The 12037-nt window shown below is 66.0% G+C and carries 10 protein-coding genes; 9 read left to right on the top strand and 1 reads right to left on the bottom strand.

The window, feature by feature from the left end:
- The first annotated feature begins 52 nt into the window (after positions 1 to 52).
- Both L0G76_RS03450 and L0G76_RS03445 read left to right on the top strand, forming a co-directional pair.
- Positions 53 to 1306 carry an aminopeptidase P family protein gene (locus L0G76_RS03450; RefSeq protein WP_304355933.1) on the top strand — a complete coding sequence of 418 codons (1254 nt, stop codon included), beginning with the start codon at positions 53 to 55 and terminating at the stop codon, positions 1304 to 1306.
- 106 nt (positions 1307 to 1412) lie between these two features.
- A complete protein-coding gene (locus L0G76_RS03445) occupies positions 1413 to 2189 on the top strand; it encodes an IclR family transcriptional regulator (protein ID WP_304355932.1) in 777 nt (258 codons plus the stop codon).
- An 88-nt stretch (positions 2190 to 2277) separates the two neighbouring features.
- On the opposite strand, the gene L0G76_RS03440 is transcribed toward L0G76_RS03445, so the two are convergent.
- Positions 2278 to 2940, bottom strand: coding sequence for a GntR family transcriptional regulator (locus L0G76_RS03440; protein ID WP_304355931.1), 663 nt, complete (start codon positions 2938 to 2940; stop codon positions 2278 to 2280).
- Positions 2941 to 3044: 104 nt separating this feature from the next.
- On the opposite strand from L0G76_RS03440, the gene glyA reads away from it, so the two are divergent.
- Genes glyA through purU form a run of 7 tightly spaced genes read left to right on the top strand, consistent with a single transcriptional unit; the run spans position 3045 to position 12033 of the window.
- Positions 3045 to 4430, top strand: a complete 1386-nt coding sequence (gene glyA / locus L0G76_RS03435; RefSeq protein ID WP_304355930.1) for a serine hydroxymethyltransferase — start codon at positions 3045 to 3047, stop codon at positions 4428 to 4430.
- On the top strand, positions 4430 to 5647 hold the full coding sequence (locus L0G76_RS03430; protein ID WP_092104865.1) for a sarcosine oxidase subunit beta family protein: 1218 nt from the start codon (positions 4430 to 4432) through the stop codon (positions 5645 to 5647). Before glyA ends, L0G76_RS03430 begins: the two co-directional genes overlap by 1 nt.
- A 25-nt stretch (positions 5648 to 5672) precedes the next feature.
- A complete protein-coding gene (locus L0G76_RS03425; protein WP_092104863.1) occupies positions 5673 to 5969 on the top strand; it encodes a sarcosine oxidase subunit delta in 297 nt (98 codons plus the stop codon).
- Entirely contained in the window at positions 5966 to 8992 is a 3027-nt protein-coding gene (locus L0G76_RS03420; protein WP_304355929.1) for a glycine cleavage T C-terminal barrel domain-containing protein, read from the top strand. The genes L0G76_RS03425 and L0G76_RS03420 overlap by 4 nt, the downstream gene beginning before the upstream one ends.
- The gene (locus L0G76_RS03415) at positions 8985 to 9719 is read left to right on the top strand and encodes a sarcosine oxidase subunit gamma (RefSeq protein WP_304355928.1); all 735 of its coding nucleotides are present in this window, start codon (positions 8985 to 8987) and stop codon (positions 9717 to 9719) included. The genes L0G76_RS03420 and L0G76_RS03415 overlap by 8 nt, the downstream gene beginning before the upstream one ends.
- On the top strand, positions 9719 to 11131 hold the full coding sequence (locus L0G76_RS03410; RefSeq protein WP_304355927.1) for an L-serine ammonia-lyase: 1413 nt from the start codon (positions 9719 to 9721) through the stop codon (positions 11129 to 11131). The genes L0G76_RS03415 and L0G76_RS03410 overlap by 1 nt, the downstream gene beginning before the upstream one ends.
- Before the next feature lie 47 nt (positions 11132 to 11178).
- On the top strand, positions 11179 to 12033 hold the full coding sequence (gene purU / locus L0G76_RS03405; RefSeq protein ID WP_304355926.1) for a formyltetrahydrofolate deformylase: 855 nt from the start codon (positions 11179 to 11181) through the stop codon (positions 12031 to 12033).
- Positions 12034 to 12037 lie beyond the last annotated feature (4 nt).

Genomic DNA, 12037 nt, shown 5'->3' with positions numbered 1-12037 from the left:
CCGCAACGCACCCTGATCCACCCACGGTTCACCCACACGAGAAGGAGATCTCATGACCACCACCACCGACACCGCCTCCGTCGCCGATCTCGAGCGCCTCAAGGTCCTCCACAACGGCTCCAAGTCGACGCTGACGTTCTCTGACACAGAGATGGAGCGGCGCCTGACCGGGCTGCGAACGATCATGGCCGAGAAGGAGCTCGACGCCGTCGTGCTCACCTCATATCACAACATCAAGTACTACTCGGACTTCCTCTTCACCTACTTCGGTCGCTCCTACGCGATGGTCGTCACCCCCGATGATTCCGTGACGATCACGGCCAACATCGACGCGGGCATGCCCTGGCGGACGAGCTACGGCGAGAACATCGTCTACACGGACTGGCGCCGCGACAACTACCTCTACGCCATCCAGGAAGGGCTGCGCCAGCGCGGCATCGCCGCCCCCAAGCGCCTCGGCGTCGAGGACGACAACCTGCCCCTGGAGAATCGCAACAAGATCCAGGGGGCCTTCCCCTCGGCAAGCCTCGTCGACATCTCACAGGCCGCGATGCGTCAGCGCATGATCAAGTCGGGTGAGGAGATCGAGGTGATCAAGCACAGCGCCCGGATCGGCGACCTCGGCGGCGAGGCGATCAAGGCCGCGATCACCGAAGGCATCAGCGAGTACGAGGTCGCCCTCATCGGCACCGAGGCCATGGTCCACGAGATCGCCAAGACCTTCCCCGACCAGGAGATCCGCGACACCTGGGTGTGGTTCCAATCGGGCATCAACACTGACGGAGCGCACAACTGGGCGACGACGCGGAAGGTGCGCAAAGGCGACATCCTCAGCCTCAACTGCTTCCCGATGCCCTCGGGCTACTACACCGCTCTCGAACGCACACTGTTCTACGGTGAGCCCGACCCGGCCTCGCTGGACCTGTGGAACGTCAACGTCGAGGTGCACAAGCGGGGGATCGAACTGATCAAGCCGGGAGCGGTGTGCAAGGACATCGCTGCCGAGCTCAACGAGATCTACGTCGAGCACGGACTGTTCCCGAACCGCACATTCGGCTACGGTCATTCCTTCGGTGTGCTCAGCCACTACTACGGCCGCGAAGCCGGTCTCGAACTGCGCGAGGACATCGACACCGTGCTCGAGCCGGGCATGGTCGTGTCGATGGAGCCGATGATCACCGTCCTCGAGGGGCAGCCGGGAGCCGGCGGCTACCGCGAGCACGATATCTGCGTCGTCGGCGAGTCCGGGTCAGAGGACATCACGAAGTTCCCCTTCGGACCCGAGCACAACATCATCCCTGCCTGAGCGGTACGACCACTCACGCAGGAGCTGAAGCAGGATGGACCGGGTCGATCCCGGTAAAGTCCGCGGGCATCGTCAGTCGGTGCTCGCGGACGAATACACTGACATCATGCCTCGACAGTCTTCCGACACCTCCCACCGCGGTGCCTCCGTCATCGAGAACACTGTGTCGATCCTCCGCTGCTTCTCCCCGGATCGGCAGGAGCTCGGCGTCACGGAGATCGCGCCGCGAGTGGGTCTGCACAAGAGCACCGTGTCCAGAATCCTCACCGCACTCGAAGCCCAGGGCATCGTCGAGCAGGAATCGTCCCGCCGCTACCGCCTGGGTCTGGGAATTCTCGCGATCGCCGGGCCCCTGCTCGCCGACCTCGATGTCAGAAGGGCCGCCTATCCGATCCTCCAGGACCTCACCCGCCGGACCGAGGAGACCAGCGCCCTCATCGTGTGGAACGGGACCGAGGCGATCACCGTCGAGCAGATCCCGAGCCCACAGCAGGTCAAGCACACTTCGAGTCTGGGGTCACGGTACCAAACCGCCCACAGCGCTTCGGTGCAGGTCTTCCTCGATGTCGCTGAGATCACCGAGGTCCGGGCGCTCGCCGACAGCGGCTCCCTCCTCGATCTGGACTCCGCCCCCGAGAATTTCGACGCCTACCGCGCGCTTCTGCGCAGCAATCGGCAGCGAGGCTACGCACTCAACGATGCCCGCACCTCGCCGAACGAGGTCGGGATCGCAGCCGGGGTGCACGACCATCGCGGGGCGCTCATCGCCGCCGTTCTCATCGCCGCACCCAAGTTCCGCACCGATGCGGATCAGATAGCGGAACTCGGTCAGTGCTGCGTGGAGGCCGCTCGCCGGGTCTCGCAGCGTCTGGGCGGACTCTGACTCTCGGCGGACACTGACTCGCAGGGCTCGACCCACCTGCGGGCAGCTCGACTCGCCTTTGGCATCACCGCCGGCATCGTTCCAGGACTCACCTCAGGGCTGTGCGCAGGGTCCTGTCGAAATCGCGGACATGGTCGGCGGCCAGTTCCGCCACCGCCTCCTCGTCGCCCTCGACGATCGCCTCGAGCAGGTCGATGTGCTCACGGATATGTCCGATGAGGTCTGGCATGCGCGGGATGACCAGGCACCAGATCCGCGTCGCCAGATCGTCGAGGCGCACGAGGGTCTCCGTGAGATGCGGATTGTCGACGGAGCCGTAGATGAGGCGGTGGACGGACAGATCGCGCTCCATCAGGGTCCGCTGATCGACCTCGGTTCCGAGACCCCGGAGTTCTGAGATCATCGTCATGAACTTCTTGCGTCGGGTGGCCTCGAGGTTGGCGGCCGCCTTGCGCGCGGCGATGGGTTCGAGGACTTCGCGCATCTCGGAGATCGTGCTCAGATCGGTGAGATCGACGTTCGCGGCGAAGGTGCCGCGGCGCGGGAACGAGACGACCAGGTGGTCGCTCTCCAGGCGTTTGAGTGCCTCGCGGATCGGGGTGCGGCCGACATCGAGCTCATCGCTGAGGGTGGCCTCGTTGATGGCATCGCCGGGTGCGATGTCGAGCATGATGAGTCGGTGACGGAGGGTCTCGTAGGCGTGGTCGGAGAGAGATCCTCGGTTCGACTTCGGGGCTGCCGATGTACGCATGGCTCAACTCCTGAAAAACCTGTTGCATTCCGTGACTGACACTGCTTAGAATACAGGAAGACAACTGATATATTAGTTGATGATCAATGATCGAAGGAGATCACATGACACAGCAGACTGCGGAACGAGTCAACCCCTCCGATGTCCCCGTCGGCAATGCCGACGCCGGATTCCCCAGCCGGGAACCCGTCGAACTGAGCACGCCCATCGCCGAACTCGATCCTGAGATCGCCGGCTTCATCGATGCCGAGCTCGGTCGTCAGCGCGAGGGCCTCGAGATGATCGCCTCCGAGAACCACACCGCGACCGCCGTCATGACAGCCCAGGGTTCGGTGCTCACGAACAAATACGCCGAGGGCTACCCGGGTCGGCGCTACTACGGCGGCTGCGAGCACGTCGACGAGATCGAACGTATTGCCATCTCCCGCGTCAAGGAGCTCTTCGGAGCCGAGTACGCCAACGTCCAGCCTCACTCCGGAGCGCAGGCCAACGCCTCGGTCATGCACGCACTCATCCGTCCCGGTGACACCGTGCTCGGCCTCGACCTCGCTCACGGTGGTCACCTCACCCACGGGATGAAGATCAACTTCTCCGGACGCCTCTACAACATCGTCGCCTATGGCGTGCGCGACGACACCCATCGCGTCGACATGGCCGAGGTCGAGCGCCTTGCCCAGGAGCACAGGCCCAAGCTCATCGTCGCCGGCTGGTCGGCCTACTCTCGTCAGCTCGACTTCGCCGAGTTCCGCCGTATCGCCGATTCGATCGATGCCTACCTCATGGTCGACATGGCCCATTTCGCCGGACTCGTCGCTGCCGGCCTCCATCCTTCGCCGGTGCCCCATGCGCACGTCGTGTCCTCGACGACGCACAAGACGCTCGGCGGGCCACGCGGTGGCATCATTCTCTCCAACGATGCCGCGATTGCGAAGAAGATCAACTCCGCGGTCTTCCCCGGTCAGCAGGGCGGGCCCCTCGAGCACGTCATCGCGGGCAAGGCCGTGGCCTTCGGCCTCGCCGCCACCGATGGTTTCGTCGACAAGCAGCGACGGACCCTGTCCGGCTCGTACGAACTCGCGCGCCGCCTCAGCGAACCCGATGTCGGTCAGCGGGGCATCTCGGTCGTGACAGGCGGCACCGACGTCCATCTTGTCCTCGTCGATCTGCGCGATTCCGTCCTCGACGGCGGGCAGGCCGAAGACCTTCTCGCCGAGGTCGGCATCACCGTCAATCGCAACGCCGTGCCGAACGACCCACGACCGCCGATGGTCACCTCCGGGCTGCGCATCGGCACTCCGGCGCTGGCCAGCCGTGGGTTCGGCTCGGCTGCATTCGCCGAGGTCGCCGACATCATCGCCGAAGCACTCAAGGCGGGCACTGACGAGACAGGAGCAAGCCCCGAGACCATCGCTGCGCTGAGCATTCGAGTCTCCCGACTGGCCACCGCACACCCGCTGTACCCCACCCTGACCGAGATCGGAGCACACTGATGGCTGACCTCCCTCCAGAACACCCCGACTTCCTGTGGCGCAATCCCGAGCCGAAGAAGTCCTATGAAGCCGTGATCATCGGCGGCGGCGGTCACGGCCTGGCCACCGCCTACTACTTGGCGAAGAACCACGGGATGACGAATATCGCGATCCTCGAGCGCGGTTGGCTGGCCGGCGGAAACATGGCCCGGAACACGACGATCATCCGCTCGAACTACCTCTGGGACGAGTCGGCGGCGATCTACGAGAAGTCCCTCAAGCTCTGGGAACAGCTGCCCGAGGAGCTCGACTACGACTTCCTCTTCTCCCAGCGCGGAGTGCTCAACCTCGCCCACACCCTGCAGGACGTCCGCGAGTCCCAGCGTCGGGTGAATGCGAACGCGCTCAACGGCGTCGACGCCGAATGGCTCGACCCCAAGCAGGTCAAGGAAGTCTGCCCGATCATCAACATCGGCGACGACCTGCGCTATCCGGTCATGGGCGCGACCTTCCAGCCGCGTGCCGGCATCGCCAAGCACGACCACGTCGCGTGGGCCTTCGCCCGCAAGTGTGACGAAATGGGCGTCGACATCATCCAGAACTGCGAGGTCACCGGCATCGAGCGCATCGGCGACAAGGTCGTCGGGGTCGAGACCACCCGCGGCAACATCGCGACCGAGAAGGTCGCCATGTGCGTGGCCGGAGACTCATCGGTGCTCGCCGACATGGCCGGCATCCGGCTGCCGATCCAGTCCCATCCGCTCCAGGCGCTGGTCTCCGAACTCTTCGAGCCGGTCCACCCGACCGTCGTCATGTCCAACCACGTCCACGTCTACGTCTCCCAGGCGCACAAGGGCGAGCTGGTCATGGGCGCCGGGGTCGACTCGTACAACGGATACGGACAACGAGGCGGCTTCCACGTCATCGAAGAGCAGCTCGCCGCCGCGGTCGAACTCTTCCCGATCTTCGCCCGCGCCCATGTGCTGCGCACCTGGGGCGGCATCGTCGACGTCACCCTCGACGCCTCACCGATCGTGTCGAAGACCGAGGTCGCAGGACTCTACGCCAACTGCGGGTGGGGCACCGGAGGCTTCAAGGGAACACCTGCCGCCGGACTCACCTTCGCCCACACCATCGCGAACGACGAACCGCACCCGCTCAACGCCCCCTACGCGCTCGACCGGTTCGAAACCGGCCACCTCATCGACGAGCACGGCGCGGCCGCCGTGGCCCACTGACCGGATCGACTCAGGAAGGACGACCATGCTTCTCATCGACTGCCCGCACTGCGGGCCGCGCGACGAAACCGAATTCCACTACGGCGGGCAGGCCCATGTGGCCTACCCAGCCGACCCTCACGCACTGAGCGACCGGGAGTGGGCCGAGTTCCTCTTCTATCGCGACAACGACCGCGGCCTCTATGCCGAGCGGTGGAGCCACAGTCTCGGCTGCCGGAAGTGGTTCAACGCCGTCCGCGACACCGTGACCTATGATTTCACGGCCATCTATCCCATGGGCGATCCGCGCCCGACTCCAGCAGAAGGTGAGGCCGCACGATGAACTCCCCACACACGAGCTCCGCGGACGCCGGCACACGCGCGGACACCGGCACACGGCGCCTGCCGCAGGCCACCGGGATCGACTCCTCCCGTCCCCTGCGCTTCACCGTCGATGGGCAGGCCTACTCGGGCTTCGCCGGCGACACGATCGCCAGCGCGCTCATCGCCTCCGGCCGCATCGACTGCGGTGCCTCGACGTACTTGGGACGGTCCCGCGGGATCCTCAGTGCCGGCATCGAGGAGTCCAACGCCCTCATCCGTGTGCAGCCGCGCGTGGCCGGCGACGTCAGCGAATCTATGCTTCCCGCCACCCGCGTGCCCATCACCGACGGCCTGGAGGCCGATTACCTCTCGGGCCTGGGCATCCTCGACCCCGGTCAGGACGAACTCGTCTACGAGCACAAGCACATCCATGTCGACGTCCTCATCGTCGGTGCCGGGCCCGCTGGCCTGGCCGCCGCCCGGGAGGCCGGCAAGTCAGGCGCCAGGACGCTCCTGCTCGACGACCGGTCCGCTCCCGGCGGGTCGCTGCTGGCAAGCCCGGGACGCAGTGTCGAGGAAGCCCTCGACGAGTCCATCGACGATGTCTCCGCAGCCGAGTGGATCGAGACCACCGTCAACGGCTTCGCCGAGGCGGAGGAAGTCACGTACCGTCCGAACACGACCGTCTTCGGCAGCTACGATTCGAACTTCTTCGTCGCCCTCGAAGACCGGACACGTGAACTCGTCGAGGCCGAGGGCACGGGCTCCGGTGTGAGCGCCGGCTCTGCGGACAGCGTGACGGGCGGCAGTTCTTCCCGCGCCGGCACCCGGCAGCGGGTGTGGCACATCCGAGCCAAGCAGGTCGTGCTCGCCACCGGAGCCCATGAGCGCCCCATCGTGTTCGCCGACAACGACCGACCGGGCATCATGCTCGCCTCGGCCGTGAGGACCTATCTCAACCGCTTCGGCGTCGCCGCGGGTCAGCGCATCGCGATCGCGGCGACGAACGATTCGGCCTACGAACTGCTGGCCGATCTGCACGCGGCCGGAATCGACGTTCCGGCGATCATCGACTCCCGGACCACCGCCTCGGCGATGGCCGAGAGAGTCGTCGACACGACGGGGACCCGGCTCATCCTCGGCTCCACGGTCACCGGCACCGCAGGCGAGGGCCCGGCGGGGCGCATCAGCCGGGTCACCGTCGCAGCCCTCGATGAGGACGCTGTGGCGGCCGGTCACGGCGAAGACATCGACGTTGACCTGCTGGCCGTGGCCGGAGGGTTCTCCCCGGTCATCCACCTGCACGGACAGCGCAGGGGCCCGATCGTTTGGCGCAGCGACATCGCCGCCTTCGTCCCGAGAACACCGGTGCGCGACCAGTTCACCGTCGGCGCGATCAATGGTGACTACTCCCTCGAAGCGGCTCTCAAGGACGGTGCCGAGGCGGGCAATGCGGCAGCCGACCGCACCGGCTTCGCCGCCGCGCTCACCGTCCCCAAGGCCGCGGCGATGACCTACGCACCGGCGCGTCCACTGTGGCTGGTCACTTCGGCCGAGGACGATCACACGGCGCTGACGACGCACTTCATCGACTTCCAGCGCGATCAGAGTGTGGCGGACGTGCAGCGGGCGATGAACGCAGGCATGCGCTCGGTCGAGCACGTCAAGCGCTACACCTCGATCTCGACAGGAGGCGACCAGGGCAAGACGAGTGCGGTCAATGCCATCGGTGCCATCGCCAGCATCCTCGGCGAGACCGACCTGGGCTCGGTCGGGCACACGACCTTCCGCGCTCCCTTCGCCCCGGTGCCCTTCGCAGCATTGGCCGGCCGGCGGAAGGGCGAGCTGTTCGATCCGGCGCGCATCACCGCGATCCACCCCTGGCACGTTGCCCACGGAGCCGAGTTCGAAGACGTCGGACAGTGGAAGCGGCCCTGGTACTACCCCCGCCCGGGCGAGGACATGGAGGCAGCGGTGCTGCGCGAGGGCAAGGCCGTGCGCGAATCGGTCGGCTTCCAGGACGCCTCGACGCTGGGCAAGATCGAGATCCGCGGCACCGACGCCGGCGAGTTCCTCGGCCAGATCTACACCAACGGCTTCAAGAAGCTCAAGGTCGGCAAGGGACGCTACGGTCTCATGTGCAAACCCGACGGCATGATATTCGACGACGGCGTCACCCTGCGCGTGGCCGAGGACCGCTACTACATGACCACGACCACCGGCGGTGCCGCGACCGTCCTCGAATGGCTCGAGGAATGGCACCAGACCGAATGGCCCGAACTCGACGTCGTCTTCACCTCGGTGACGGAGCAGTGGTCGACCGTCGCGGTCGCCGGCCCCAGGTCACGAGACGTCATTGCCAAGATCGCCCCGAACCTCGACGTGTCCAATGAGAACTTCGAGTTCATGGGCTTCCGCGAGACGACCCTGGCCAACGGAATCCCGGCGCGCATCTGCCGGATCTCCTTCTCCGGTGAGCTGGCCTTCGAGGTCAACGTCGAGAACTACTACGGCTTGGCCGTGTGGGAGGCCGTCGCCGAGGCGGGAGCCGAGTTCGACATCACCCCCTACGGCACCGAGGTCATGCACGTCCTGCGTGCCGAGAAGGGCTTCATCATCGTCGGTCAGGACACCGACGGGACCGTGACCCCGCAGGATGCGGGCATGGAGTGGATCGTCTCGAAGTTCAAGGACTTCATCGGCAAACGCTCCTACTCACGGATCGACACGGCCCGCGAGGACCGCAAACACCTCGTCGGGGTCCTTCCCGTCGACGGCACGACCCGGTTGGCCGAAGGTGCGCAGCTCATCACCTCGGGCACCCCGGTGACTCCGGAGGCCGGGCCCGTGCCGATGATCGGCCACGTCACCTCCTCCTACATGTCGCCGAGCCTCGATCGCCCGATCGGTCTCGCCTTCGTCGAGAACGGCCGGAACCGGACGGGTGAGATCATCCAATCCCCGGTTGCAGGCGGCCTCGTCGACGTCGAGATCACCTCGCCCGTCTTCTACGATCCAGAAGGGAACCGCCGTGATGGCTGAAACCACCCACACCACCGAGCAGCGCCAGACTCAGCTGCGCAACGTCGAATCCTCCGCCGAGGCGCTCGATGCCCTCCGCGTCTCACCCGGAGCCCACCTCGCCGAGGAGATGGCCACGGCCACCAAGGCCGGCGGGGACGCCGTGGGGCTGCGGGAGCGAGCGTTCGCCGTCCAGCTCGGGCTGCGCGCCACGCCGGGAACCGCCTCGGCGCAGGCCCTCGAGTCTGCTCTCGGAATCACCTTGCCCAAGCAGATCGGCGAGGTCACCGGTGACGAAGCGGGACTGTATGCGCTCTGGCTGGGTCCCGACGAGTTCCTCGTCGTCGACGTCGCCCGGCGTCAGCGGCCCGGGGAGACGCTCATCGCCGAGGCTTCCCTCGAGGGGCTGCCGGGACAGGCCGTGGATCTGTCCGCGAACCGCACGATTCTCGAACTGACCGGGTCGAAGGCCCGTGAGGTCCTTGAGAAGAGCGTCCGCACCGACCTCCACCCGCGGGTATTCGGCGTCGGCACGGCGATATCCACCCAGCTGGGGCCGGTGCCGGTCATCGTGCACCACTCGGCGAAGTTTGAGTACCGCATCTACCCGCGGGCGAGCTTCGCGGACTTCACGGTCCGCTGGCTGCTCGACGGAATGGCGGAGTTCCTCACCGCCGGGGGTGGCGCGGGAGTCGGCAGCGGTGCTGCCGGTGTCGATGGCAGCGCTGCAGCGGAGGGCACCGGCTGATGGCACTCGGCGTTCTCGACCTCTTCTCCATCGGCATCGGCCCGTCCTCCTCGCACACGGTGGGTCCGATGCGAGCGGCAGTGCGCTTCGTCGATGAGCTGAGCGCCGACGGCAAGCTCTCGCGGATCGACAGGATCACGGTCGGCCTGTTCGGGTCCCTCGGTGCGACCGGGATCGGTCATGGATCGGACTCCGCGGTCCTCGCCGGTCTCAGCGGAATGGAACCGGAGACCCTCGACCCGGACAGGGTGGCACCGCTGGTCGCCGAGGTGCGAGAGCAGGGCCGACTCCACCTCGGCGGACGGGTGGTCGTCCCCTTTGATGCGGAGGCGGATCTCACCCTGCATATGCGCGAATCCCTTCCCGGCCATCCCAACGGAATGCGGATCAGCGCCGAGGTGGACGGTGTCGTCATCGACCGCGAGTACTACTCGATCGGGGGAGGGTTCGTCGTCACCGCCGACGAGATGGCCCTCGAAGCTGCGGACACCCGCGATCGCCTCCATTTCTCCACGGCCGATGAGCTGCTCGACCTGTGCCGCGAGCATGATCTTTCCATCGCCGAACTCATGGCCGTCAACGAACGCGAACGTCAGGACGAGGAGCTCCTGCGCAAACAGCTGCTCGACATCTGGGCGGTGATGCGCGAATGCGTGCACAACGGATGCACCCGGAACGAGAAGGAGCTGCCCGGCGGACTGAAGGTGCGCCGACGTGCGCCGGAGCTGTGCGCGCGGCTCGAAGATGCCGAATACCGTGCCTCGGGGTCCCTCGACGCCCTCGAATGGGTCAACCTCTACGCGCTCGCCGTCAACGAGGAGAATGCCTCGGGCGGGCGGATCGTCACGGCACCGACGAACGGTGCCGCGGGGATCATTCCCGCGGTGCTGCACTACATGGACCGGTTCGTCGTCGGCGACGGCCAACGGGCGAACCAGGATGGATGGGCGAGCCACAGTGACCGGGCGAGCGACGATGCTGTAGTGGAGTTCCTGCTCACGGCCGGTGCGATCGGGATCCTGTTCAAACGCAACGCTTCGATCTCCGGGGCCGAGGTCGGCTGCCAGGGCGAGGTCGGCTCCGCGTGCGCGATGGCGGCGGCGGGTCTGTGCGCCGTGCTCGGCGGCAGTCCGGAGCAGATCGAGAACGCGGCCGAGATCGGTCTCGAACACAATCTGGGTCTGACCTGCGACCCTGTCGGCGGCCTCGTTCAGGTTCCGTGCATCGAACGCAATGCCATCGCCTCGGTGAAGGCGATCAACGCGGCTAGGCTGGCCATGCACGGCGACGGCAGCCACCGGGTGAGTCTCGACCAGGCGATCGAGACGATGCGCCAGACCGGCGCGGACATGAAATCGAAGTACAAGGAGACCTCACGCGGCGGACTTGCCGTCAACGTCATCGAATGCTGAGCTCCACCGATTCACCAGCGAATCCCGACTTCAGAAAGAACAGAGGCATGCAGGACTACATCTTCACTCTCGAATGCGACGAACGCCCGGGCATTCTCCATTCCGTCACCGGTGCCCTCCTCACTCATGGGGGCGACATCAAGGAACTCAAGCAGTTCGACGATCAGTACGCGCAGCGCCTCTTCCTTCGCATCGACTTCAGCGTCGAGGAGGGCTCGAACGGCGCGATCGACGGTCTGCGCCAGGACTTCGAGGCCATCGGCACCGAGTTCGACGCCCGCTGGCAGATGTGGCCGCAGGGGGAGAAGCGGCGGGTCCTCATCATGGTCTCGAAGTTCGAGCACTGCCTCAACGACCTGCTCTTCCGCGCCCAGATCGGTGAACTTCCCATCGAGATCGCGGCCGTGGTGTCCAACCATCCGGATCACCGGGAACTCGTCGAATGGCACCACATTCCGTTCTTCCGCATCCCGGTGACCAAGGAGACGAAGCCCGAGGCAGAAGCGAAGCTGCTCGAACTCGTCGATCGCTTCGAGGTCGACCTCGTCGTGCTCGCCCGCTATATGCAGGTGCTCTCCGACGATCTGGCGCGTGAGCTCACGGGCCGGGCGATCAACATCCACCACTCGTTCCTACCCTCGTTCAAGGGCGCCAAGCCCTATCACCAGGCCTGGGAGCGCGGGGTCAAGATCGTGGGCGCGACCGCGCACTTCGTCAACAGCGAACTCGACGAGGGACCGATCATCGCTCAGCAGCTCGTCGACGTCGACCACTCCTTCGGCCCGCAGGATCTTGTCGCCGCCGGCCGTGACGCCGAGTGCAAGGCCCTGTCCAATGCTGTTAAGTGGCACGCCGATGGACGTGTATTCCTCTCAGGGAAGAGAACCGTCGTGCTGCGGTGAGGTG

It is taken from the genome of Brevibacterium picturae, from assembly GCF_030453725.1.
Classification (GTDB): Bacteria; Actinomycetota; Actinomycetes; order Actinomycetales; family Brevibacteriaceae; genus Brevibacterium; species Brevibacterium sandarakinum_A.
The sequence above is the reverse complement of the archived record's forward strand: the minus strand, read 5'-3'. Positions and strand labels throughout refer to the sequence as shown.

Coding starts and splice junctions, on each gene's coding strand:
- L0G76_RS03450 (WP_304355933.1), top strand. CDS start 53: ATGACCACCACCACCGACACCGCCTCCGTCGCCGATCTCGAGCGCCTC.
- L0G76_RS03445 (WP_304355932.1), top strand. CDS start 1,413: ATGCCTCGACAGTCTTCCGACACCTCCCACCGCGGTGCCTCCGTCATC.
- L0G76_RS03440 (WP_304355931.1), bottom strand. CDS start 2,940: ATGCGTACATCGGCAGCCCCGAAGTCGAACCGAGGATCTCTCTCCGAC.
- glyA (WP_304355930.1), top strand. CDS start 3,045: ATGACACAGCAGACTGCGGAACGAGTCAACCCCTCCGATGTCCCCGTC.
- L0G76_RS03430 (WP_092104865.1), top strand. CDS start 4,430: ATGGCTGACCTCCCTCCAGAACACCCCGACTTCCTGTGGCGCAATCCC.
- L0G76_RS03425 (WP_092104863.1), top strand. CDS start 5,673: ATGCTTCTCATCGACTGCCCGCACTGCGGGCCGCGCGACGAAACCGAA.
- L0G76_RS03420 (WP_304355929.1), top strand. CDS start 5,966: ATGAACTCCCCACACACGAGCTCCGCGGACGCCGGCACACGCGCGGAC.
- L0G76_RS03415 (WP_304355928.1), top strand. CDS start 8,985: ATGGCTGAAACCACCCACACCACCGAGCAGCGCCAGACTCAGCTGCGC.
- L0G76_RS03410 (WP_304355927.1), top strand. CDS start 9,719: ATGGCACTCGGCGTTCTCGACCTCTTCTCCATCGGCATCGGCCCGTCC.
- purU (WP_304355926.1), top strand. CDS start 11,179: ATGCAGGACTACATCTTCACTCTCGAATGCGACGAACGCCCGGGCATT.